Annotated in this window: 14 protein-coding genes and 3 pseudogenes; 9 read left to right on the top strand and 8 right to left on the bottom strand. The window is 66.7% G+C overall.

All coding sequences use genetic code 11. The features are described 5' to 3' along the window. The first annotated feature begins 82 nt into the window (after window positions 1-82). From AWC07_RS14670 to AWC07_RS14660, 4 genes and pseudogenes are all read left to right on the top strand, one after another. On the top strand, window positions 83-1,786 hold the full coding sequence (locus AWC07_RS14670; RefSeq protein WP_036416673.1) for a PE family protein: 1,704 nt from the start codon (window positions 83-85) through the stop codon (window positions 1,784-1,786). Between the two features lie 276 nt (window positions 1,787-2,062). After that, window positions 2,063-2,281, top strand: a pseudogene (locus tag AWC07_RS29835) (ISL3 family transposase); the annotation flags it as partial. Further along, window positions 2,194-2,763, top strand: a complete 570-nt coding sequence (locus tag AWC07_RS14665) for a transposase (protein WP_425271250.1) — start codon at window positions 2,194-2,196, stop codon at window positions 2,761-2,763. The pseudogene AWC07_RS29835 and the gene AWC07_RS14665, both read left to right, overlap by 88 nt. Window positions 2,764-3,088: 325 nt before the next feature. Beyond that, window positions 3,089-3,901, top strand: coding sequence for a PPE family protein (locus AWC07_RS14660; protein ID WP_085105124.1), 813 nt, complete (start codon window positions 3,089-3,091; stop codon window positions 3,899-3,901). A gap of 135 nt (window positions 3,902-4,036) precedes the next feature. Here AWC07_RS14660 and AWC07_RS14655 read toward each other — a convergent pair whose 3' ends face one another. The 3 genes from AWC07_RS14655 to AWC07_RS14645 all read right to left on the bottom strand — a co-directional run bounded on the left by AWC07_RS14655 (window position 4,037) and on the right by AWC07_RS14645 (window position 7,690). Further along, window positions 4,037-4,753, bottom strand: a complete 717-nt coding sequence (locus AWC07_RS14655) for a siderophore-interacting protein (protein ID WP_085105123.1) — start codon at window positions 4,751-4,753, stop codon at window positions 4,037-4,039. An 85-nt stretch (window positions 4,754-4,838) separates the two neighbouring features. Beyond that, window positions 4,839-5,978, bottom strand: coding sequence for an acyltransferase family protein (locus AWC07_RS14650; RefSeq protein WP_036419375.1), 1,140 nt, complete (start codon window positions 5,976-5,978; stop codon window positions 4,839-4,841). Beyond that, entirely contained in the window at window positions 5,975-7,690 is a 1,716-nt protein-coding gene (locus AWC07_RS14645; RefSeq protein WP_085105122.1) for a DEAD/DEAH box helicase, read from the bottom strand. Before AWC07_RS14645 ends, AWC07_RS14650 begins: the two co-directional genes overlap by 4 nt. Window positions 7,691-7,945: 255 nt before the next feature. On the opposite strand from AWC07_RS14645, the gene AWC07_RS14640 reads away from it, so the two are divergent. Both AWC07_RS14640 and AWC07_RS14635 read left to right on the top strand, forming a co-directional pair. Further along, on the top strand, window positions 7,946-8,551 hold the full coding sequence (locus tag AWC07_RS14640) for an LppP/LprE family lipoprotein (protein ID WP_036414352.1): 606 nt from the start codon (window positions 7,946-7,948) through the stop codon (window positions 8,549-8,551). 286 nt (window positions 8,552-8,837) lie between these two features. Next, window positions 8,838-12,242 (top strand): TM0106 family RecB-like putative nuclease, encoded by a 3,405-nt coding sequence (locus AWC07_RS14635; RefSeq protein ID WP_085105121.1) that lies wholly within the window; start codon window positions 8,838-8,840, stop codon window positions 12,240-12,242. A 35-nt stretch (window positions 12,243-12,277) separates the two neighbouring features. On the opposite strand, the pseudogene AWC07_RS26940 reads toward AWC07_RS14635, so the two are convergent. The 3 genes and pseudogenes from AWC07_RS26940 to AWC07_RS14625 all read right to left on the bottom strand — a co-directional run. Continuing rightward, window positions 12,278-13,585 (bottom strand): annotated as a pseudogene (locus AWC07_RS26940) (cellulose binding domain-containing protein); the annotation flags it as partial. A gap of 180 nt (window positions 13,586-13,765) precedes the next feature. Next, a pseudogene (locus AWC07_RS29830) lies at window positions 13,766-14,194 on the bottom strand (cellulose-binding domain-containing protein); the annotation flags it as partial. Window positions 14,195-14,595: 401 nt separating this feature from the next. Beyond that, window positions 14,596-16,380, bottom strand: a complete 1,785-nt coding sequence (locus AWC07_RS14625; protein ID WP_084293722.1) for an MFS transporter — start codon at window positions 16,378-16,380, stop codon at window positions 14,596-14,598. Window positions 16,381-16,536: 156 nt separating this feature from the next. Between AWC07_RS14625 and AWC07_RS14620 the strand changes: the two genes are divergently transcribed. The 3 genes from AWC07_RS14620 to AWC07_RS14610 all read left to right on the top strand — a co-directional run bounded on the left by AWC07_RS14620 (window position 16,537) and on the right by AWC07_RS14610 (window position 22,143). Further along, complete coding sequence (locus AWC07_RS14620) at window positions 16,537-17,292, top strand: hypothetical protein (protein WP_036418158.1); 756 nt, start codon at window positions 16,537-16,539, stop codon at window positions 17,290-17,292. 185 nt (window positions 17,293-17,477) lie between these two features. Continuing rightward, the gene (locus AWC07_RS14615) at window positions 17,478-21,173 is read left to right on the top strand and encodes a multifunctional oxoglutarate decarboxylase/oxoglutarate dehydrogenase thiamine pyrophosphate-binding subunit/dihydrolipoyllysine-residue succinyltransferase subunit (protein WP_036418157.1); all 3,696 of its coding nucleotides are present in this window, start codon (window positions 17,478-17,480) and stop codon (window positions 21,171-21,173) included. Window positions 21,174-21,309: 136 nt separating this feature from the next. Beyond that, complete coding sequence (locus tag AWC07_RS14610; protein ID WP_036418150.1) at window positions 21,310-22,143, top strand: SDR family NAD(P)-dependent oxidoreductase; 834 nt, start codon at window positions 21,310-21,312, stop codon at window positions 22,141-22,143. A 100-nt stretch (window positions 22,144-22,243) separates the two neighbouring features. Here AWC07_RS14610 and AWC07_RS14605 read toward each other — a convergent pair whose 3' ends face one another. Together AWC07_RS14605 and AWC07_RS14600 are read right to left on the bottom strand one after the other, a co-directional pair. After that, a complete protein-coding gene (locus AWC07_RS14605) occupies window positions 22,244-23,095 on the bottom strand; it encodes a glycine betaine ABC transporter substrate-binding protein (protein WP_036418148.1) in 852 nt (283 codons plus the stop codon). Continuing rightward, window positions 23,092-24,273 (bottom strand): NAD(P)-dependent malic enzyme, encoded by a 1,182-nt coding sequence (locus tag AWC07_RS14600; RefSeq protein WP_051508217.1) that lies wholly within the window; start codon window positions 24,271-24,273, stop codon window positions 23,092-23,094. Before AWC07_RS14600 ends, AWC07_RS14605 begins: the two co-directional genes overlap by 4 nt. Window positions 24,274-24,313: the final 40 nt, after the last annotated feature.

The raw sequence follows: 24,313 nt of genomic DNA, 5'->3' as shown, positions 1-24,313 counted from the left end.
CGCTGCGGCCCCAATCGGGCGAAGGTGATCAGTGGAGTACTGGCTCGGTAGCCAAACCCCACTCGCTCAAAGGGGATCGAAGATGTCTTTCGTGTTGGCTAGCCCGGAAGCACTGGCGGCGGCAGCAGCTGATCTCGTAGGTATCGGTTCGTCGCTGCGTTCGACAAATGCGGCGGCAGCAACCCCGACGACAGCACTGTTGGCTGCGGGTGCCGATGAAGTCTCGGCGGCGGTGGCGTCGCTGTTTTCCCTGCATGGCCAGGCCTATCAGACGCTCAGCGTCCAGGCGGCGGCGTTTCACAACCAGTTCGTGCAGGCCTTGAGCGCAGCCGCAGGCTCCTACGCAAGTGCCGAGGCGGCCAATGTTTCGCCCTTGCAGACCATCGAGCAGGACGTGCTGGCCCTGGTCAACGCGCCGACCCAGGCACTGCTCGGGCGGCCGCTGATCGGCAACGGCGCCAACGGATCCGCACCGGGCCAGGCCGGTGGAGCCGGCGGTCTGCTGTATGGAAATGGTGGCAACGGCACGGCCGGCGGGACCGGTCAAGCTGGCGGAGCCGGCGGTGATGCCGGGCTGATTGGCAACGGTGGGATCGGAGGAACCGGCGGGCCCGGCCAGCCGGGCGGTCACGGCGGAGCCGGTGGGCTGCTGTACGGCAACGGCGGTGCGGGCGGCGCCGGAGGCGCCGCCCTCACCGCCGGAGGCAGCGGCGGACACGGTGGTGCCGGAGGCAACGCTGGCTTGTGGGGCGCCGGCGGTGCAGGTGGCAACGGCGGCGCCGGCGCGACCGGGGCTACCGGCGTCGCCCCCGGCGTCGATCAGGCAGGCATAGCGGCCAGCGGCGTTGACGGTCCCAGCAACGCGAACGGCGATGGCACCGACGGCGGCGTTGGCGCCGACGGCACTCCCCGGATCGCCGGGGGCGCCGGCGGCAGCGGGGGCGATGCGCGGTTTTCCAGCGGGACAATCACCGCGGGAAACGGCGGTAATGGAGGCATCGGCGGCGTCGGAGCACCCGGTGGAAGCGGCGGCAACGGTGGCGCTGCCACAGGTACGTCGATCAACACCACGAGTTTCGGCGGCAACGGCGGTGCTGGAGGTGCCGGCGGGGCCGGCGCTCCAGGCGGCGACGGCGGCAGCGGCGGGACGGCCGCCGGCGGGACCCTGGGTGTGTCCGGCGACGGCGGCACCGGTGGCACCGGCGGTATTGGCGCTGCTGGGGGCGCCGGCGGCGACGGGGGCGGTGGCGGAAGCCCTTTCACAGTCGGCGGTAACGGCGGCACCGGCGGCACCGGCGGCGTCGGCGCCCAGGGCGGCCTCGGCGGCACCGGCGGTGTCGGCGGCGCCGGCGGCCGGGGTGGGCTGCTGGTCGGCGACGGTGGCATGGGTGGTCTAGGCGGCGCTGGCGGTATGGGCGGCGCCGGCGGTGCGGGCGGACCCGGCGGCGACGGCGGCGGCGGTGGGAATACGAGCCAAATCTTTACCGGTGACTTCGGCGGCAATGGCGGCGTCGGCGGTGCTGGCGGCACCGGCGGCATCGGCGGTGTCGGAGGCGATGGCGGCAACGGCGGCAAGGGCGGCGGGCATGGATTGTTCGGCCAATCGGGCAGCTCCGGCGAAGGCGGTGCCGCGGGAGTCGGCGGCACCGGTGGAGCTGGCGGTGCCGGTGGGAACGGCGGAGCGCATGGCGTAGGCGGCCAAGCCAACGGTATCGACGGTGTCGCGGGCAACACCGGTGCCGAAGGCGCCGCAGGCGCGTCGGGCAATACCGGCCAGTCGGGGTAATAGCGGGCGATATCGGCCCTAGCCAAAAAGGTCATCGCCGGCAACTGCACGTCAACTGTGAGAACTGAATTTGTTGGTCTGCAGGATGATCCACCGGCAGGATTGAGAAAGCCGGCCGCTGTTGGAACCGGTGGAGTCAACAAAGTGTGACTCTTGGCCACGGAATTCCTGGCTTGAAATCGGGCTCTTGTGACGTTGTCGTGGGTCAGCTGACCTGAGGTTTTGGGCGCTGCCGCGGATCGGGATCGATGAGATCTCCTACCGGCGGGGCACCGCTATTCGACGGTGATTGTTGACCACGGGACCGGCCGGCTGGTGTGGGCGGCCGAGGGCCGCAACTCCGAGACGCTGGGCCGGTTCGTCGACGACCTCGGAGCCGAAGGGGCGCGGTTGTTGACCCTCATCAGCTGCGATGGGATCCACACCGTAGTGCACGAACGCGCCAGCCGGCGCTGCTCTGCCTGGACCCCTACCATATGGTGGCCTGGGCCATGAAAGCCCTCGACAAGGTGTGGGTGTGCGCCCTGGCCCGCGCCGGGGTCCGCGACCGCCGCGCGATGTGGGCGGTGCGCAAGGACCCGCACGATTTGACCGGCGCGCAGCGCACCAGCCTCGCGCAGATCGCGGCAACCTACGCCACCCTCTACCGGGCGTATCTGCTCAAAGAGCAACTGCGCGAAGTATTTCGGGTCAAGGGCGAACAGGGTCGGCAACTGCCGGATGGATGGCTGTCGTGGGCCAGCCACTCGCATACCCCGGAGTTCGTCGCGCTGGCCCGCACCATCCGCCGCCACGGCGACCTGCTCTGGAACACCCTCGACCACGGGCAATCGAACACTCGATCCGAAGCCACCAACACCCACCTGCGAGCATTGACCAAGCGCTCCCAGGAATTTCACAGCCCCGACGCCCTCATAGCCATGGCCATGCTCACTCGAGGCGGCCTATGCCACCAGCTACCCGGACGAGCCGCATGACACCACACCCACGGAAATGACAGTAGATTCTGAAATCCCTCATCGATTAAACGCCCGAGCATTTCTCGTTGACTTCCTAGACACGCCGTCGAGCCGGCGTTATGTTGTTGCTTATCGATCATGCGTGTGATCGACAGGTTAAATGTCGTGGAGGTAATACACGGCATGGCGGTTATGTGTCAACAGCCGACCATGGTGGCGGTAGGCGACATTGCGGCACCGAATTGGTCCGCCGTCAGCAGAGGCGTGTCCGCGCAGGGGGCGGTAGCCCGTTGGCACCGGTAGCCAAGGTGATTGAAGTCAGGTCCTCACGGAAGGATTGGCGATGACGTACCCCATGTTTCCTCCGGAGATCAATTCGGCGTTGTTGCAGACAGGCGCAGGATCGGGGCCAATGTTGTCGGCGGCAACGGCCTGGGGTGAGTTGGCCGGCGAATTGCGCTCGGCAGCAGCGTCATTCGCGTCAGTGACCGCCAACCTGACCTCCGGAGCATGGCAAGGCGCGGCAGCGGCGAAGATGACCGAGATGGCGGCGCCGTATGCGGCGTGGCTCACCGCGGCGGCTTCCCATTCCGAGGGGGCGGCCTGCCAAGCCGGCGCCGTGGTGGCAGCTTTCGAAGCGGCCCGCGCCGCCACCGTGTCACCCGTGATTATTGCGGCCAACCGGGCCATCACCCGAGTCCTGGCAAATACCAACATCTTTGGGTTCAACATCCCGGCGATCGCGGCAATGGAAGCCGAATACGAGGCGATGTGGGCCCAGAATGTGGCGGCGATGTTCGGCTACCACGTCGGCGTCTCGCAGGCCTGGTCGCAGTTGTTCCCCATCCAGCAACTGCTGAGCGGCCTGCCGCGGATACCCAGACCGCTGTGCGGGATCCCGTCACCGACGACACCGCCGCCGGTGACCCCGCCACCGACGACACCGCCGCCGGTGACCCCGCCGCCCACGACACCGCCGCCGCCGGTGACCCCACCGCCTACGACACCGCCGCCGGTGGCCCCACCACCACCTCCGAGGCCCACACCACCCCCGGCGCCCGCGCCACCTCCCAGACCCACTCCCAGGCCCGTACCGCCCATAGGCAGAGTTCCGGTGGAACCAAGGGTCCCGAAGGTACCGGTGATGCGGAAGTGATCGACCATTACACGCTAAGAGCAACACCCCGGACGACGGCGGTCACCCTCCGCGGCGCGTGATTCGCCGGGTTGAGCCGGGGTTGGTCTGCTCTCGCGCAGGTGATTTGCAGCCTTGTTACGGCCACTTCGCCGGTCAGGCCATCCAATAGGCTTGAGCCTTAATGGCTTTGCGCGGAATACCGAAGTCCTCGCGCAGTATCTTGGCGACCGAGCGGGTGGTGCGGGTGCTGCTGGCAACCCAGCCGAAGTGATCACCGGCGTCGAACGCCGCCCCGCGCACCGTCTGGAGCAGCGCGTCGCCGTCGTTCTTGCGATCCACCCATGTGACGTCGCCGGCGCGGACGACCGGCAGCGATTTGTCCTCGTCGTAGCCGGCCTCGAGAAACACGCGCGCGGGAGCGTCGCCGATCGATTCGAGCAAAGAGTTGATCGCCGGCAATGATGCGGTGTCACCGACGATGACATATCCGCTGGGTGGCGGATCCGGGATGGCAAACTTGCTGCCCAGTACCGTCGCCTCGATGGTGTCGCCGGGTTGCACGTTGCGTGCCCAATCCGACGCGATGCCCTCGTGCAGGGCGAACTCTACGTCGAATACGCCCCTAACTGGATCGGGGTCCACCAACGTGTAGCCGCGTTGGTGCGACTTGTCGCCGTTGGAGAACCACATCCGGATCCACATGGTCGGATGCACGGCATGCTCACCCAGCATCCCGCCGTCGTCGAAGCTCAACCGGAGATAGTGCGGGTTGATCTCGCGCCAGCCGGTGACGGTCAGCCGGTAGTCCCCGGCCCGCATGAGCTTCAACACCGCACCCTGCCAGCCCCGTGATGCCTTGTGCTCGGTCATGGGTCGTTTACGTTCCTTCGTCACATTCACATCGATTTAGCGCAGGCTACCCTAAAATGCTGACCGGCCGAACGGTGCTCGCACCCTATGTATTGACCCGGGTAAAGCGGTGCAGCAGCCATGCCACGGGAATTGTCACCACCATCGTCGCGATGAAGAGGTTCAGCATCGATCCGGTGTATACCCGGTAGCGGACCACGTGAACCATCGCGAATTCCATGGTCACCAGGTGGACCAGGAAGATCTCGTAGGAGATCTCACCAAGCCACACCATCGGTCGGCTGGCCAGCAGCCGCGAGTACCAGCCCTGATCGCCGAGGGCCAGCGGTGCCACCGCCAGCGTTGCGATCACGGTGTAGAAGCACGCCTTGACCACTGCTTCGGTCACCGCCGACGGCGATGTCGTGGGCGCGCCGGCGATCGGCGTGGAGGCGATGAAATAGCAGACGACGGCCAGCGGGAGTGCGGCAAACGCGTAGCATCGCACGCCCATCGCCTGCAAGACGGTCAGCATCATGCCGCCGAGAAACCAGGCCAGGTAACTGGGCAACCAGAGGCGAGCGCCGTCGGGAAACCAGCCAACGGTGTGTATCAGGACCAACCACACCGGTGTGATGGTTGCCATTCCCGCCAGCGCCCCGACCATCAACTTGGGCTGCCAGCGCCGCCGGCTGACCAGCACCAGGAGCACGTAGGCCAGGAATGGCAGGGCCACGTAGAAGGCTGCCTCCACCGCCAGGCTCCACATCTGGGTCAGCCCCTGATGCAGATAGGAACCGAGATAGCCATCGGTGTAGATCTGGGTCAACGTCAGGTTGCGCACCAGCCCCATCCAGCTGTGCCCGGGGTTGGGCCCGGCGGTGCGGAAGTGGTAGATCACGTAGGCGATCAGCACGACGACGACGTAGGCCGGCATGATCCGGCGGACCCGATGCCAGGCATAACGGCTCAGCGAAGGTGGTGGGCCGTCGGTGGCGGCGGAGCGCACCCACGGACGAAACAACAGGTAACCGGACAGCACGAAGAAGATCGGGACACCGATCTCCATCCGGGACGACACCAGGCCCCAATAGCCGTGGGTGTACTTGCCGGTGGTGTAGGCCGCGTGGGTGCCTACCACCAAAAGGGCCGCGACTGCCCGGATTCCGGTCAGCGACGCGACGCGGTCCACGTGTGAGATCTGCTCGAGTCCGCCTTGGTCGTCCTCGGCTTTGGACAGGGTCATCCGACCCGTTTCCGGCGTGGCTTGCCACTGTCGGAGCGGCGCGCCTTGTCGGCCGGCCGTTCCGGCCGCAGGTCGATCAACACGCCCGAGATCCGGGTGTGCTCGAGCTTTTTGAGGGTCGCGCGCGGCAGCTTGGCGGGCAGCTCCACCAGCGAGAAGTCCGCCCCGATGCTGATGTGGCCGAAATCGCTGCGGTGCAGCCCTCCTTCGTTGGCAATCGCACCGACGATCGCGCCCGGACCGATCTTGTGGCGCTTGCCGACTGAGATGCGGTACGTGCTCAGCGCCGGGCCGTTTCTTCGCCTTTCGGTACGCTGGTCAGTTACGGGTTTCTTGGTCTCGCTGCGCCGCTCGGGTGGTGGTTCGGGTGCCAGCAGGAATGCCTCGCCGTCTCGCGACTGCAACGCCAAGGCTGCGGCGATGTCGGCCATCGGTACATCGTGCTCGCGTTCGTAGTCCTCGACCAGCTTGCGGAACAGATCGACTCCCGGTCTTGCCAGCGCGTCGGTGATCGAATCGGAGAAGTTAGCCACCCGCTGGGCGTTGACGTCCTCGACGGTGGGCAACTCGGCCTCGGTCATCGTTTGCCGGGTGGCTTTTTCGATCGCCTTGAGCAGGTGGCGTTCGCGCGGGGAGACGAACAACAGCGCGGCTCCGGAACGGCCGGCCCTTCCGGTGCGCCCGATGCGGTGCACGTAGGACTCGGTGTCGTGCGGAATGTCGTAGTTGAGCACATGCGATATGCGTTCGACATCGAGCCCGCGGGCCGCCACGTCGGTGGCGACCAGGATGTCGATGCCTTTGGGGCCGCCTTCACGCAGCGCCGTGATGGTCCGCTCCCGCTGCTGCTGCGGAATGTCGCCGTTGATGGCCGCTGCGGAAAAGCCTCGGGCCCTTAGCTTTTCGGCGACCTCTTCGGTCGCCTGCTTGGTGCGGACGAACACGATCATCGCCTCGAAGGGCTCGACCTCAAGGACTCGGGTGAGGGCGTCCATCTTGCGCGGGCCGGCTACCTGGATATAGCGCTGTGAAATGTTCTCGGCGGTGGCTGTTTTCGCCTTGGAGGTGACTTCCAGCGGATCATGCAGATACCTGGTGGTGATCTTGCGGATCGTCGGGGGCATGGTCGCCGAAAACAGGGCCACCTGTTTGTATTCCGGGGTGTCGGACAAGATGCGCTCGACGTCGTCGGCGAAACCCATGGCCAGCATCTCGTCGGCCTCGTCGAGCACCAGGTAGTCCACCCGGGACAGGTCCAGCGTCCCGCGCTCCAGGTGGTCGATGACCCGACCGGGCGTGCCGACAATGATTTGCGCGCCGCGCCTCAGCCCGGCCAGCTGCACGGCATAGGACGACCCGCCGTAGATCGGCAGCACGTTGAGCTTGGGTAGATGCGCCCCGTAGCGGCTGAACGCCTCGGCGACCTGCAGCGCCAGCTCCCGGGTAGGCGCCAGAATCAGCGCCTGGGTCGCCGTGCTGGTGACGTCGATTTTGGACAGGATCGGAATCGCGAACGCTGCGGTCTTGCCGGTTCCGGTCTGCGCCAGCCCCACCACGTCGGAACCGGCCATCAGCGCCGGGATGGTCGCGGCCTGGATGGCCGTCGGCGACTCGTAGCCGACAGCCGCGATCGCCCGCAGAACCGAGGGATGGATCTGCAGGTCGCCGAATGTCGTGGGGCCCGCCGGGGGCGAGGGGTCCGAGATGGCCATTTCACACGGAGTTTAGTGGTGGCCCGCTGAGCCCGGCGTCGAAGGGCGCAGCGGGTCAGCCGACCTACGCCAGGGCGGCGTACCGCGAGCGGAACGCCAGGGCGAGATTTGCGTCGAAATTTCGCCGTGGCGTTACCCTCGGCAAACGACGCTGGTGATCGCGAGCCCGGCGTCGAAGGGCGCAGCGGGTCAGCCGACGCCAGTTCTCGATGGCACGGCCACGCCTGACACAATCCGCAGCCCGATAGCGCTACGGTGCCCGGTGTGTGGTCGCTCCCCCGACGTGCCGCGCCACTGATAGGCGTGTCTGCGACGGCACTGGTCGCCGCAGCCTTGACGGGCTGTGGTTCGGGGGATTCCACGGTCGCGAAGACGCCGCAGGCAACCACACCTCCCGTCGCTGCCTCCAGCGCGTCGAGCCCGACGAACCCGTCGCCGGCGACGGCTGCCCCACCCACCGGTAGTGCGGCCCCGGCCGACCCGTGTGCGGTCAACCTCGCCTCGCCCGCAATTGTCCGGGTCGTGTCCGAGCTGCCTCGCGATCCACGTAGTCAGCAGCCCTGGAATCCGGAACCGCTGGCCGGCAACTATAACCAGTGCGCGCAGCTGTCCGCGGTGATCATCAAGGCCAACACGAACGACACCAATCCCACTACTCGCGCGGTGATGTTCCACCTGGGCCAGTTCATCAAGCAGGGGGTCCCCGACGCCTACGGGTTCACCGGGGTGGACGAGTCGCAGTGCACGGGAGACACGGTCGCGTTGACGTACTCCGGGGGAATTACCGGCTTGAACAGCTTGGTGAAATTCCGCTGGAACGGCAGCGGCGTCGAAGTCCTCGGCAACACACCAGGCGCATAACCGAATAAGCGGCGGCGCTGACCGCCACATTTTCGGTCAAACCGCCGGCTTTTCGCACCGAGCGGTAGCACCTGGCCCGCCCCCGCCATGGCGTGCCTATGCTTCAGCGCGGGGCCTCAGGCGGCCGAGCGGTTCCGCCGATGCCTTCCGCGGCTCCGGAGGTAGCGCCCGCGGGCCCGTAGCCTCAGCGCATCTCGCCGGCCGGTCAGGTCACGTGGTGGACGACCCAACCAGGCGTTACGCCTGTTCGTCGTCGATGTCGGACCCCTGACCTACCGTTGCGGTTGTGTTCCTCAGTGACGGCACTCTGGTCTACAGCGCATCAGATCTCGCCGCCGCCGCGCGCTGTGAGTACTCGCTGCTCAGAAATTTCGACGCCAAGCTCGGCCGCGGCCCGGCTGTGCCAGTCGAGGACGAATTGCTGGCCAGAGCCGCCGTACTCGGAAACGAACACGAACGACGCCGGCTCGCCCGGCTGCGCGACGAGTTCGGTGATGACGTCGCCGTCATCGGGCGCCCGGCATACACGCTCGCCGGGCTGACGGCGGCCGCCGCGGCGACCCGGCACGCCATCGGCAACCGCGCCCGGGTGGTCTATCAGGCTGCGCTGTTCGACGGCCGCTTCGTCGGGTTCGCCGACTTCCTGATCCGCGACGGTGAGCGCTATCGGGTCGCCGACGCCAAGCTGGCGCGCTCGCCGCAAGTCACCGCACTGCTGCAGCTGGCGGCCTACGCCGACGCACTAACCGGCGCCGGGGTGCCGATAGCGCCGGAGGCAGAGTTGGAACTTGGCGACGGCACCGTCGTGCGGTACCGGATTGGCGACCTGATCCCGGTTTACCGGTCCCAACGCGCCGTCTTGCAGCGGCTGCTCGACGAGCATCACGCCTCGAGCACCGCGGTGCGCTGGGACGATCCCGGCGTGCGCGCATGTTTTCGTTGTCCGCTGTGCACCGAACAGCTTCGCGCAACCGACGACTTGCTGCTGGTCGCCGGGATGCGGGTCGCCCAGCGGGACAAGCTGATCGACGCCGGCATCAGCACAATCCGAGAACTCGCCGAACTCACACAACCGGTGCCGGGGCTGGTGCCCAGCGCCCTCGACAAGCTGACTGCACAAGCTAAACTGCAAGTGCGGCAACGTGATACCGGGACACCGCAGTACGAGATCGTCGACCCGCAGCCGCTGGCGCTATTGCCGGAACCCGACGCCGGCGACCTGTTCTTCGACTTCGAAGGCGATCCGCTGTGGACGGCCGACGGCCGTGAGTGGGGGCTGGAATACCTGTTCGGCGTATTGGAAGCCGGACCCGCGGGAAATTTCCGGCCGCTCTGGGCGCATGACCGGGCCCAGGAACGTCAGGCCCTCAAGGATTTTCTGGCGATGGTGGCCAAACGTCGCCGTCGCCATCCCAACATGCACATCTACCATTACGCGCCGTACGAGAGGACCGCACTGCTGCGGCTTGCCGGGCGCTACGGCGTCGGTGAGGACGACGTCGACGAGCTGTTGCGCAACGGTGTCCTCGTCGACCTTTACCCGTTGGTGCGCAAAAGCCTTCGCGCCGGCACGGACTCGTTCAGCCTCAAGGCGCTGGAGCCGCTCTACATGGGCGCCCGGTTGCGTGCCGGTGAGGTCACGACGGCCGCCGACTCGATCACCTGCTACGCGCGCTACTGCGAATTACGCGCCGAAGGCCGCACGGATGAGGCCGCGGCGGTGCTCAAGGAGATCGAGGACTACAACCACTACGACTGCCGCTCCACCCGCGAACTGCGCGATTGGTTACTGATGCGCGCTTGGGAAGCAGGGGTCACACCGATCGGGGTCCAACCGGTTCCCGACAGCGGCAAGGTCGAAGACCACGATGAGTTGGCCGCAGCACTGGCGACCTTCGTCGGTGACGACGCAGCACTCAACCGCACACCGGAACAGAACGTTGTCGCCTTGCTGTCGGCGGCCCGCGGCTACCACCGCCGCGAGGACAAGCCGTTCTGGTGGGCGCACTTCGACCGGCTGAACTATCCCGTCGACGAATGGTCGGACAGCACAGACGTTTTCGTTGCCGACAAGAAGTCGGTGGTGGTCGCCTGGCATACACCGGTGCGAGCGCGCAAACCGCAACGGCGGGTGCGGCTGACCGGCGAGCTGGCGCGCGGCGACCTCAAGCGCAGCGTGTTCGCCCTCTACGACCCGCCGGCTCCGCCCGCCATGAGCGACGACCCCGACCGTCGGGCCGCCGGCCACGCCGAGGTTGTCGGGGTCGACGACTCCGGCCTACCCACCGAGGTGGTCATCCTGGAGCGAACCGGCCGCGACGGCAACACGTTTGAGCAACTGCCGTTCGCGCTGACTCCCGGGCCACCGGTACCGACAACGGTGCTGCGCAAGTCCATCGAGGCCACGGCATCCGCGGTCGCCGCCGGGCTGCCCCGGCTGCCCCGCACCGCGCTGGTCGACGTGCTGCTGCGGCATCCGCCACGTACCCGGCTACCGCGCGGAACCGACATTGTCGCCGACATCACGGCGGCGGTGCTGGGACTGGACGCCTCATACGTCGCGGTACATGGACCGCCGGGGACCGGCAAGACGCACACCGCCGCACGGGTGATCAAGCGATTGGTCGTCGAGCATTCCTGGCGCATCGGCGTCGTCGCGCAATCGCACGCCGCAGTGGAGAACCTGTTGGACTGTGTGATCGACGCCGACTTGGATCCCGAATGCGTCGCCAAGAAAAAGTATGACCGCAGTGCTTCGCGCTGGCAGCAGATCGACGAGAAGCAGTACCCGGCATTCATCGCTGACCATGCGGGATGCGTGATCGGCGGCACCGCCTGGGATTTCGCCAACGATCAACGCGTGCCCCGGAGCGGCCTGGATCTACTGGTGATCGACGAGGCCGGCCAGTTCAGTCTGGCCAACACCATCGCGGTGGCGCCGGCGGCGACGAACATGTTGCTGCTCGGCGACCCGCAACAGCTTCCGCAGGTCAGCCAGGGCACTCATCCCGAACCAGTCGACGCCTCGGCGCTGGATTGGCTGGTCGACGGGCAGCGCACGCTGCCCGACGAGCGAGGCTATTTTCTGGACCGCTCATATCGAATGCATCCGGCGGTCTGTGCCGCCGTTTCGTTGCTGTCCTACGAGGGCAGATTGCAGTCTCACGCCGAGTGCACCGCCGCCCGCCGCATCGCCGGCTACCAGCCCGGCGTGCATGTGCTTTCCGTTGCACACCAAGGTAATTCGACCGAAAGCCTGGAAGAGGCCGAGGCGATACTGGCCGAGATCCGGACGCTGCTCGGACGGTCGTGGACCGACGAGCGCGGTACCCGGCCATTGGCGGCTTCCGACCTGCTGGTGCTGGCGCCCTACAACGCCCAGGTGGGGTTGCTGCGACAGCGATTGATTACCGCCGGTCTGGACGGAATCCGGGTCGGCACCGTCGACAAGTTCCAGGGCGGGCAGGCGCCCGTCGTCCTGATCTCGATGACGGCCTCCTCGGCAGACGACGTCCCCCGCGGAATATCGTTCCTGCTCAACAGGAATCGGCTCAATGTGGCCATCAGCCGAGCACAGTACGCGGCGGTCGTCGTGCGCTCCGAGCTACTGACCCAATATCTGCCGACCACACCGGCAGGATTGATCGACTTGGGAGCCTTCCTGGCATTGACCTCGAGGCCACCCCCATAGCAACGCGGGCGGCCCGCCCAATCAACCGGCGTAGATCACCCGCCGAACTGCTTGAAAGAACTCGAGAATGCCCAGGCGGTTTGGGTCACACCGCTGCACGTGTTCGACGGTTGCGGAGTTCCGGACGGGCATTGTGAATCACGGTTGGCCGACCACATGGCAAGCCGGCCCAGACCCTTCTGCCGGGCAAAAGCCGTCAGCTTGTCGGCGTCGGCAACCGTGAACACCTCCCTGAGGTCATCGTTGACTCCGATCATCGGTGTCACCCCCACCATCGCCCAGACCTGGGCGTCAGGCTTCGACGGATAGAGCGGAGCCAGCTGATCGTGGACGCGCTGAGCCGCCTGAATCGCGAGGTCGCCCATCTTGCCGTTGTAATCGAAGGCCGGGTCGTAATAGTCCATCGCCATCACGTTCACCTGGCCGATATCCACACCATTGGCAATGGCGTTCTGCACCACCCGCAACCCGTCGGCGGTCAGACCGGTCGGCAGCACCGGAAGGGTGAACGAGACGCGCACCGGGTTACCGGCGGCCTTGCCGTCCGCCTGCAACTTGGCGATCGCCTGCGACCGGCGGGTCAGTGATGCGACGTCATTCTGGGCCGCACCCTCGATGTCGAAGTCCAGATCGCGGATCCCATAGGCGTCGATCACCGACTTGTATTGCGCAACAAGCGCATCGACGCTGGTACAGGTCAACGCCAGCTCCTGGTTAGCGACTCCGCCGAAAGAGACGATCGCGTCGGCGCCGCCAGCGGTCAGCGCTCCGATCGCCGAGGTGACCCACTGGTCCTTGAGCCCGTAGTAGGTGCCCCATGATGCCGTGCATGGTGCGCCGCTGACGATGAAGCCCAGCGTCACGTGCCTGAGTCCGCCCGCGCGAGTGGCCGACGCATAATCGAACTGCGGGTAGAGCGTCATATCGACATAGGGGGCGAATCGCGCCGGGGTTGCCCCGCTGGGGGTGACGGGCGGGGTGGTGGTGGTCGGGGCCGTGGTGGTCGGCGTCGTCGTGCTCGTTGTCGAGGGTGGCGTGACACCACTGCCCGTGCAGGCCTGGCCGTTGAGCGTGCAGTTCGTCGGCGCGGTGAAGCTACCCGCGTATGCGCCCTGCATGCCGAGGCTTGCCGTGCCCCCGTTGGCGGCCACCGTGCGCGTCCAATCCTCCGGCGTGAGCACGTAGTGGGTCCCCTGCGCGGCAAGCTTGGCATTCCAGGCGCTGGTCACGGTCTGGCCGGCCGGCATGTCGAACTCGAGCTTCCAGTCGCTCAGTGGCGTCGGGCCGGGGTTGGTGATCGTGAAGTTGCCGTTGAAACCGTTGCCCCAGTCGCTGGTCTTGGCGAACGCGGCGGTGTAGGCGCCGGCAGTCCCGGTCGGCACGGTAGTGGTGGCCGGACTGGTGGAGGTTGTGGTCGGGGTAGTCGGGGTGGTCGGGGTGGTCGGGGTGGTCGGGGTGGTCGTCGTGGTCGTCGTGGTCGTTGTCGAAGGTGGCGTGGACGTGGTGGTGGTCGCCCCGGCACCACTGCACGGCTGTCCGTTGACCAGGCAGTTCGCCGGCGGTGAGTACGTCCCGGTCTGGGCGGCCTGGAACCCGACGGTGACCGAGCTGCTGGGTGCGATCGTTCGCGTCCAGTCTTCGGGGGTCAGCGTGTAATGCGTGCCGGACTGGGCGAGTTTGGCGCTCCACGCATTGGTGATGGATTCGCCTGCCGGCAGGTCGAACTCGACCTTCCAGTCGGACAGCGCAGTCGCACCCGAGTTGGAAATCGTGTAGTTGGCGACAAAGCCGGTACTCCATTGCGATGTCACCGCCAGCTTCGCCGTCACCCCGGCGGCCCGGGCCACCGGAGTGACTCCGACAACGCAGACGGCCACCAGAAGCATCGACAGGACGGCGACAAGCGATGGTTGCCAGAGTTTTCGTAATTCGAATCGAATTGAATTTGGCATCGGCCTAACGTATGACTCCGGCCGGTGATATTTCGCTGACAGCTGCGGGATCTTTCTCGAACCGATATCGGTAGGTAACCTTCTAATTCTCGAAATCATGCCTTTGCGGGATGCTTAGCATTGCTGTTCAAGCTGCTCGATATTGGCCGAATCGATGCCGGGATGAAATGTTCGTACGTTGCGCCTTCGTGCAGTGTGGAGGCACTTTTTCACAGAATTGAATTCTATTATGGGTCGCCACCACGGTCGCCCAGCCGGTTCCCGCGGTTCCATTTTCAGGCGAAATAATGGATCGCTCGGCCCTGATTACACACCGCTGGCCGAGCCGCCGATCGCATAATGCAGTGCACAGCGCCGAACCGAAATGATACGGCCGGCTGATCCCACCGGAGAAAGGCTAGCTAGCGGGCGGGCCCGTGCGGATCGTCGAGGTAGTGCGTGCGGTACTCCGCCTGGCCTGACCGAAGCAGCGACGGCGTGGACGTCGGTGGCGACGAGTCGATGTGGGAGCCGTTGCGGACGACGTCAATTGGGACGTCAACCGGTTCGCCTCGTGATTGCCCGTAGGCCCAGGGGATTTCGCCATCCGGCCGGTGCCACCGATCGGGTTCGCGACGCAGGATGTACTCGACGTAATCGTCGTCATCGAAGTCCTCCTCCTCGTCCTCGTAGTCACGCTGGCCGTGGTCCTCTTCCGACAGCAGCCGGCGAAAAGCCGTCGCACCCATGCCGCCGACCAGGAACAGCGCGGCCACGATCCCGAACAAGGCGATGAACGCGGGCAGCAGCATCGACTGGGACATGGCGGCCGAGAACGGCGCACGCACGAACTCGGGCAACTGCAGACCGCCACCGTCGCCACCGAATCCGGGCGCCCCGTCAGGCAGGGGCGGCATCTCGGCGCTGATCCGCGACGTCATGAACGCCGCCATGCTGGCGCTGCCCAGCACCGCCCCGAGCTGCCGGGTGGCGTTGTAGACGCCGGAGCTCGCGCCGGCCTGGTCGGGCCGCAGATTGCGGGTGGCGGTGGCGGCCAACGGCGACCAGACGAACGCCATCCCAATGCCTATCAAGCAAAACGGCAACACCAGCCGCCAGACGGGGGTATCCGGTTGCATCTCGATGGACAGCCACGTCATCGCGATCGCCAGTGCCGAAAAGCCGAACCCGACCACCGGCAGTGGGTGGGACGTGTCGACGATACGGCCGACGAACGGGGCGAGCACACCGCTGCTGATCGCCACCGGCGCGATCAGCAGCGCAGCGCGAATGGGCGACAGCCCGCACACCGACTGCGCATAGAAGATCAGCGGCAGCATCATCGCCGTGGTCGCGAACGCGGTGATGGCCACCCCGACCGTGCACAGGCTGAAGTCACGGTCCCGGAAGATCTCCAGCGGGATCAACGGCGCGCGCCGGTTGAGCGATTGCCAGTAGACGAACGCCGACATGAATCCCACACCGGCGACAAGCACCGCCCAGATCCACGGTTGCCACCCGGCGGATTGCCCCTGCTGCAGCCCGAAAACAAGCAAGAACATCCCGATTCCCGACAACGCCACACCGATCAGGTCGAACCGTTGTGCGCGCACCGGCAGGACCGGGACCAGCCAGGCCGCCAGCGCCAGGCCGAGCAGGCCGATCGGGATGTTGACGAAGAAGATCCACTCCCATCCCAGCCCGCCGACCAGCGCTCCTCCGGCCAGCGGCCCGATGAGGCTGGCGACGCCGGCAGTCGCTCCCCACATGCTCATCGCGACACCGCGGCGGGCAGCGGGAAAGGTCCGGGTGATGATCGACAACGTCTGCGGGGTAAGCAGCCCGGCGCCCACACCCTGCACCACTCGAGCGGTGATCAGCGCGCCGGCGCTGCCCGACAGGCCGCACCACAGCGATGCGGCGGTGAACACCGCCAGCCCGGTCAAGTACAGGTTCTTGGGCCCGAACCGATCGCCGAGTCGGCCGGCCACCAGCAACACCACCGCATACCCCAGCAGGTAGGCGCTGGTCACCCAGACCACGGTGGCATAACCGACATGCAGCACCGCCATGATGGTCGGGTTGGCGATGGCGACGATGGTCGAATCGAGCATGATCATGAAAAAACCGATCATCATCGACCACAGCGCGTTCCACGGGCTTCCCGAGTAGCTGCCTGCGGGCATCCGGCTCGTGGCCGTGGTCATCTACCCACCTCGTTTCGGCTACCGAATCCACGTGCATTATTCCGGAGCCCCATCGACTGCCATGCACCTGAATACCTTGTAGGTGTGACTCCGCTCGGTCCGCAATTCGCGCGACGGGCGCTAGCCTGAAGGTACGCCGTTCTCAGGAGAGGCAACATGAGCGCTCGACGAACCAAGAGGTCCGACCCCGACGAGCAGCCGGCCGGCACCGGCCGGCCCAAAGCGTCCTCGCGGGCGTTGGCACAGGTCATCGAACGCAGCTCACATCTCCAGGCCCCGGCGGCGGAGGCCTACGTGGCCCGGCTGCGCCGAGCGCACCCGGCTGCCGGTCCGGCCGAGATTGTCTCCAAGATCGAGAAGCGCTTCGTGGCCGCCGTGACGGCCAGTGGGGCGGCAATAGGTATGGTCGCCACCTTGCCCGGAATCGGCACCCTGGCCGCGCTGCTGGCGGCCGCGGGCGAGACCGCGGTGTTCCTCGAGGCCACCGCGCTCCTGGTGCTGGCGCTGGCCTCGGTCTACGGCATTCCGCTCGACCATCGGGAACGGCGTCGCGCCCTGGTGTTGGCGGTGCTGGTCGGCGACAACAGCAAGAGTGCGGTGGCCGAGCTGATGGGTTCCGGACGCACCAGCGGCGGCTGGGTATCGGAAAGCGTTGCGGCACTACCACTTCCGGCGGTGTCGAAGTTCAACACCCGAATGTTCAAGTATTTCGCCAAGAGGTTCGCGCTCAAGCGCGGGGCGCTGATGTTCGGCAAGCTGTTGCCGGTCGGCATTGGCGCCGTCATCGGCGCCATCGGCAACCGGCTGGTGGGCAAGAAGCTGGTCCGCAATGCGCGCTCGGCGTTCGGCGCGCCGCCGGCCCGCTGGCCGGTCACTCTGTACGTACTGCCGACGGTTCGAGACGCCAGCTAGCGGGCGGGCCGGCCCGGGTGTCTCTGGCGAATCGCCAGCAAAGCGTTAGCCTTGATGAGGCGGAAGCGTGCCTAACCGCCAAGGGTATGAGGTGCCCCATCAGCCGGGGCGGGCAAGAAATCGCAGGCGTCGCGCCATGGCGCTGGTAGGACGTCAAGAACAGAGAATCGAGGCGAGCAGCGGCCGTGGCCAACATAAGTTCACCGTTCGGGCAAAACGAATGGCTGGTCGAGGAGATGTACCGCAAGTTCCGCGACGACCCCTCCTCGGTCGATCCGAGCTGGCACGAATTCCTGGTCGACTACAACCCCGAGCCGGCTCAGAGCGCCGCGGCCCCCGCTGACAACCAGCACGTTGCGACCGCCCCGCCGGCCGAGTCCGTCCGGCCCGCGGCAGAGCCCGTCCGGCCCGCGGCAAAGCCGACCGAAGCCGCCGCCGCGGGCAACGGCTTACCCGCCGCGGCGCCCGCCAAGCCCGCCGCTCCGCCGCCGGCCGAGGGCGACGAACTGCAGGTGCTGCGGGGGGCCGCCGCGGCCGTCGTCAAGAACATGTCGGCGTCGCTGGACGTGCCGACGGCGACCAGTGTCCGTGCCGTTCCGGCCAAACTGCTGATCGACAACCGAATCGTCATCAACAACCAGCTCAAGCGAAACCGGGGCGGCAAGATCTCGTTCACCCACCTGCTGGGCTATGCGCTGGTCCAGGCGGTCAAGCAATTCCCCAACATGAACCGGCATTACGCGGAGGTCGACGGCAAGCCGAATGTCGTCACCCCGGCCCACACCAACCTGGGTCTGGCGATCGACCTGCAGGGCAAGGACGGCAAACGCTCACTGGTGGTGGCCGGCATCAAGCGGTGCGAGACCATGCGATTCGCCCAGTTCGTCACCGCCTATGAAGACATCGTGCGCCGCGCCCGGGACGGCAAGCTGACCGCCGAAGACTTTGCCGGCGTGACGATGTCGCTGACCAACCCCGGCACCATCGGCACCGTGCACTCGGTGCCGCGGCTGATGGCCGGGCAGGGCGCCATCATCGGCGTCGGCGCCATGGAATACCCGGCCGAGTTTCAGGGGGCCAGCCAGGAACGCATCGCCGAACTGGGCATCGGCAAACTGATCACGCTGACGTCGACCTACGACCACCGCATCATCCAGGGTGCGGAATCCGGCGACTTCCTGCGCACCATCCACCAGATGCTGCTCGCCGACGACTTCTGGGACGAGATCTTCCGCGAGCTCGAAATTCCCTATGTGCCGGTGCGCTGGCGCCCCGACAACCCGGATTCGGTCGTCGACAAGAACCCGCGGGTCATCGAACTCATTGCCGCCTACCGCAACCGCGGCCACCTGATGGCCGACATCGATCCGCTGCGGCTGGACAAAACCCGGTTCCGCAGCCACCCCGACCTCGACGTGTGCTCCCACGGGCTCACGCTGTGGGACCTCGACCGGCTGTTCAAGGTCGACGGCTGTTTCGGCGGATCGCCCTACATGAAGCTGCGCGACGTGCTCTCGATACTGCGCGACGCCTACTGCCGCCACGTCGGAGTGGAGTACACCCACATCCTCGAGCCCGAACAACAGCAGTGGCTGCAGCAACGGGTCGAGGCCAAACACGTCAAACCGACTGTGGCCCAACAGAAATACATCCTGAGCAAGCTCAACGCCGCCGAGGCGTTCGAGACGTTCCTGCAGACCAAGTACGTCGGGCAGAAACGGTTCTCGCTGGAGGGCGCCGAAAGCGTGATCCCGATGATGGACGCGGCGATCGACCAGTGCGCCGAGCACGGTCTCGACGAGGTGGTCATCGGGATGCCGCACCGCGGCCGGCTCAACGTGCTGGCCAACATCGTCGGCAAGCCGTACTCGCAGATCTTCACCGAGTTCGAGGGCAACCTGAACCCGTCGCAGGCCCACGGCTCCGGCGACGTCAAGTACCACCTCGGCGCCACCGGCGTGTACCTGCAGATGTTCGGCGACAATGACATTCAGGTGTCGCTGACCGCCAACCCGTCGCACCTGGAGGCCGTCGACCCGGTGCTCGAGGGCCTGGTCCGGGCCAAGCAGGATCTGTTGGATTCCGACGGCGAACAGCGGTTCTCGGTGGTGCCGATGATGCTGCACGGGGATGCCGCCTTCGCCGGCCAGGGTGTGGTGGCCGAGACGTTGAACCTGACGAACCTGCCCGGCTACCGGGTGGGCGGCACCATCCACATCATCGTCAACAACCAGATCGGCTTCACCACCGCGCCGGAGTATTCGCGGTCCAGCGAGTACTGCACCGACGTCGCCAAGATGATCGGCGCGCCAATCTTCCACGTCAACGGCGACGACCCGGAGGCGTGCGAGTGGGTCGCGCGGCTGGCCGTCGACTTCCGGCAAGAATTCCACAAGGACGTCGTCATCGACATGCTGTGCTACCGGCGCCGCGGGCACAACGAGGGCGACGACCCGTCGATGACCAACCCCTACATGTACGACGTCGTCGACACCAAGCGCGGGGCCCGCAAGAGCTACACCGAAGCCCTGATAGGCCGCGGCGACATCTCGCTCAAGGAAGCCGAGGACGCGCTGCGCGACTACCAGGGCCAGCTGGAGCGGGTCTTCAACGAGGTCCGCGAGCTGGAGAAACACGCCGTGCACCCGAGCATGTCGGTGGAGTCCGAACAGCAGGTGCCGCGCGGCCTGGCCACCGCGGTGGACAAGGCGCTGCTGGCCCGCATCGGCGACGCGTTCCTGGCCTTCCCTGACGGGTTCACCCCGCACCCGCGCGTACAACCGGTGCTGGAAAAGCGCCGGGAAATGGCCTACGAAGGCAAGATCGACTGGGCGTTCGCCGAGCTGCTGGCGCTGGGGTCGCTGGTGGCCGAGGGCAAGCTGGTGCGGCTGTCCGGGCAGGACACCCGCCGCGGCACGTTCTCCCAACGGCATTCGGTGAGCATCGACCGCAATACCGGCAAGGAGTTCTGGCCGCTGCAGCTGCTGGCCACCAACAAGGACGGCACCCCCACCGGCGGCAAGTTCCTGGTCTACGACTCGCCGTTGTCGGAGTACGCCGCCGTCGGCTTCGAATACGGCTACACCGTGGGCAACCCCGATGCCCTGGTGCTGTGGGAGGCGCAGTTCGGCGACTTCGTCAACGGCGCACAGTCGATCATCGACGAGTTCATCAGCTCCGGCGAGGCCAAGTGGGGCCAGTTGTCCAATGTGGTGCTGCTGCTGCCGCACGGACACGAGGGGCAGGGGCCCGACCACACCTCCGGCCGCATCGAGCGCTTCCTGCAGCTGTGGGCGGAGGGGTCGATGACGATCGCGGTGCCGTCGACCCCGTCCAACTACTTCCACCTGTTGCGCCGGCACGCACTGGACGGGATCATGCGCCCGCTGATCGTGTTCACGCCGAAGTCGATGCTGCGCAACAAGGCCGCGGTCAGCGACATCAAGGACTTCACCGAGATCAAGTTCCGTTCGGTGTTGGAGGAACCCACCTACGAAGACGGCATCGGCGACCGCAGCAAGGTCCGAAGGATCCTGCTGACCAGCGGCAAGATCTATTACGAGCTGGCCGCACGCAAGGCCAAGGACAACCGCGACGACATCGCGATCGTGCGCATCGAGCAGCTGGCCCCGCTGCCCAAACGCCGTCTCGACGAGACGCTGGACCGCTACCCCAATGCCACCGAGTATTTCTGGGTGCAGGAGGAGCCGGCCAATCAGGGTGCCTGGCCGCGGTTTGGCCTGGAGCTACCAGAGTTGTTGCCCGACAAGCTGACCGGACTCAAGCGGATTTCGCGCCGGGCCATGTCGGCCCCGTCGTCGGGCTCGTCGAAGGTGCACGCCGTCGAGCAGCAGGAGATCCTCGACACGGCGTTTGGGTAATCGCGCCTAGCTCGCCTAGCTCGACGACGATGCGCGCCGCGCAGCCTCCCCGGCCTCTCCGGCTGAACCCCCGCCGCTAACGGGGACCTGCGGTACCGGTTAACCTCGATGCGAGCCGACAGAGGGAGGGTGCTCAATGCAGGGGTTCGCCGGAAAAGTCGCCGTGGTGACCGGCGCGGGATCGGGTATCGGGCGGGCGTTGGCCCTCGAGCTGGGTCGCTCCGGCGCCGGCCTGGCGATCAGCGATGTCAATATCGAGGGACTGGCGGAGACCGAGGAAATGCTCAAGGCGATCGGCGCCCCGGTCAAGGCCGATCGGCTCGACGTGACCGAACGTGAGGCCGTTCTGGCCTATGCCGACGCGGTCAACGAGCACTTCGGCAAGGTGAACCAGATCTACAACAACGCCGGTATCGGCCATACCGGCGACATCGAGGTCTGCGAATTCAAGGACATCGACCGGGTGATGGACGTCGATTTCGGCGGCGTCCTGAACGGCACCAAGGCGTTCCTGCCGTACCTGATCGCCTCCGGGGACGGCCACGTCGTCAACATCTCCAGCGTGTTCGGGTTGTTTTCGTGTCCAGGGCAGGCGGCCTACAACGCGGCGAAGTTCGCCGTCCGCGGCTTCACCGAGGCGCTGCGCCAGGAGATGATCCTGGCCGGCCATCCGGTCGGGGTGACCACGGTGCACCCGGGCGGGATCAAGACCGCGATCGCGCGCAACGCCACCGCCGCCGAGGGACTAGATGCCGCCGAATTGGCCCGGATGTTTGACAAGCGCGCAGCGCATACCAGCCCGGAACGGGCCGCCAAGATCATCCTGGAAGCGGTGCGCAAGAACCGGGCGCGCGTGCTGGTCGGCGCGGACGCCAAGGTGTTGGACCTGGTGGTGCGGGTGACCGGTTCGGGGTATCAGCGGCTGTTCATGCCGCTTTTCGGCAGGTTGATTCCGGCGCCGCATCGCTGACCCTGCGGAGGTGTGACATCGAGCCTGCGCTCACCGCGCCACTTGGTCGCTCATGGCGTCTATGGCCGCAGGCTCGATGCCCCGGCCGCAGACTCGATGTTCAACGGCCCAGTGGGTGTTCGGCGAGCCAGCCGGCGGCCACCGCCTGCGGTTCGGCGCCGCCCGCCACCTGGCGGCGCATGTCGGTCAGGGCGGCGGTGTCCAGCACACCGGCTACCTCGTTGATGGCCAGCCGTTGCCGATCAGTCAGCACGTTGCGGCGATACAGCGGCACCACGTTCTCGGCCCGGATCAGCGCATCCTTCCCGTCATTCAGCACCACCAGATCGGCGGGATTGGCGGGGTTGGCGGTGGTGGTCCAGGCCGCGGTCAGCTGTCCGGCGTATAACGCCGTCAACATCGCTGGGTAGTCGGGGAATTCACGCGGCGCGGGCAGCCGGCAGGACCCCACCTGTAAAGGCGTGTCGACTCCGGTGACCATCCCGACGATCAGCCCGTCACAGTGGCGTGGCAACAGGTCCAGCTCGCTGCCGCCCCAGGCGGTCGAGGTCGCCGGCGTCACCATCACTGCGGGTTTGTCCTCGGCCGCGGTGGTGTAGTCCCCGGCTGCGACGCCCTCGGGCAGCGCGGCGACCATCGCCTGGTACACGGCCTTGTCGGCGAGCGCCGAGGCGTCAGGTTGCAGGGTCCGCAACGTCTGGCCGGTGAACGCCGGCACGATGGCGAACGCCCCGGAATCCAGTTTCGCCATCGGGTCACCGGCCGCTTCCCCTCGCGCGGCGAAACCATACGACCGCAACGCGGCCACGTAGATGTCGGCCAGCAGCAGCGATTCGGAGCCGGGCCTGGCTCCGACCACCAGCTCGGGGTGGCTTTCGCCGGTGTCGGCCGCGCAGCCGGCCATCACGAACACGGCCGCGAGCAGCAGCGGGGCTAGCCTGCCGATCCTCACCCCGCGATGTCTGAGGGCTCCACGGCGAGAGCCACCGCCTTGGCCACCGCATCCCCGACGCGCAGGTCCAGTGGGCTGGGAACGATCCGGTCGAGGGCAAGATCGTCGCTGACGACGGAGTAGATCGCCTCGGCCGCGGCCACCATCATCTTTTCGGTGATCTGGCGCGCCCCGGCGTCCAGCGCGCCGCGGAACACGCCGGGGAAAGCCAGCACGTTGTTGATCTGGTTGCAGAAGTCGCTGCGACCGGTGGCCACCACCGCCGCGTACTTGGCCGCCACCTGCGGGTGTATTTCCGGGTCCGGGTTGGACAGCGCGAAGACGATCCCGCCCGGCGCCATGGTGGCGATCAACTCCTCGGGGACCACGCCCGCCGACACCCCGAGGAACACGTCGGCGCCCACGATCGCCTCGGCCAGGCCGCCGGCGACACCGTCGGGATTGGTACGTTGCGCCAGATCGACCTTGACGCTATTCATGTCGTCACGCCCGGTGTGCAGGATGCCACGCGAGTCGAGCACCGTGATATCCGAAACACCCATGGCCAGAAGGAGATTCGTGCACGCCACACCCGCGGCCCCGGCGCCCGACACTACCACCCGCAGCGAGGACATATCGCGGCCCAGCAACTTGGTGGCACCCATCAGCGCGGCCAGCACAACGATCGCCGTGCCGTGTTGGTCGTCGTGCATCACCGGACAGTCCAGCGCCTCGATGAGCCGTCGCTCGATTTCGAAGCAGCGGGGCGCGGAGATGTCCTCGAGGTTGACGGCGCCGAACGTCGGCCGCAGCCGCACCAGGGTCTCGACGATCTCGTCGGGATCCTTGGTGCCCAGCACGAGCGGGATCGCGTTCAGGCCGCCATATGCCTGGAACAGGGCGCACTTGCCCTCCATCACCGGCAGCGAGGCCGCGGGTCCGATGTCACCGAGGCCGAGTACCGCGCTGCCGTCGCTGACCACGGCCACCAGCCGGTTCGCCCAGGTGTAGCGCGCGGCCAGCGTCTGGTTGGCGGCGATCGCGCGGCTGACCTGCGCCACGCCCGGGGTATAGGCGATCGACAGAGCCCGCTGGGTGTCCAGCGGCGCCTTCAGCGCTACGGAAAGCTTCCCCGCTACGTGGGCCTCGAAGATCTCGTCGGTTCCGATGACGATCTGTGGCGGCACGATTCTTGGCACCGCATCAGGGTACTGTGCCCGCGACTGCTCCCGACTGCGG

The organism is Mycobacterium gastri (genome assembly GCF_002102175.1).
GTDB classification, from domain to species: domain Bacteria; phylum Actinomycetota; class Actinomycetes; order Mycobacteriales; family Mycobacteriaceae; genus Mycobacterium; species Mycobacterium gastri.
The sequence above is the reverse complement of the archived record's forward strand: the minus strand, read 5'-3'. Positions and strand labels throughout refer to the sequence as shown.

Excerpts from the sequence above, each read along its gene's own strand:
- AWC07_RS14625 (WP_084293722.1), bottom strand. The coding sequence starts at position 16,380 with ATGACCACGGCCACGAGCCGGATGCCCGCAGGCAGCTACTCGGGAAGC.
- AWC07_RS14610 (WP_036418150.1), top strand. The coding sequence starts at position 21,310 with ATGCAGGGGTTCGCCGGAAAAGTCGCCGTGGTGACCGGCGCGGGATCG.
- AWC07_RS14650 (WP_036419375.1), bottom strand. The coding sequence starts at position 5,978 with ATGACCCTGTCCAAAGCCGAGGACGACCAAGGCGGACTCGAGCAGATC.
- AWC07_RS14655 (WP_085105123.1), bottom strand. The coding sequence starts at position 4,753 with ATGACCGAGCACAAGGCATCACGGGGCTGGCAGGGTGCGGTGTTGAAG.
- AWC07_RS14660 (WP_085105124.1), top strand. The coding sequence starts at position 3,089 with ATGACGTACCCCATGTTTCCTCCGGAGATCAATTCGGCGTTGTTGCAG.
- AWC07_RS14670 (WP_036416673.1), top strand. The coding sequence starts at position 83 with ATGTCTTTCGTGTTGGCTAGCCCGGAAGCACTGGCGGCGGCAGCAGCT.
- AWC07_RS14645 (WP_085105122.1), bottom strand. The coding sequence starts at position 7,690 with ATGGCCATCTCGGACCCCTCGCCCCCGGCGGGCCCCACGACATTCGGC.
- AWC07_RS14620 (WP_036418158.1), top strand. The coding sequence starts at position 16,537 with ATGAGCGCTCGACGAACCAAGAGGTCCGACCCCGACGAGCAGCCGGCC.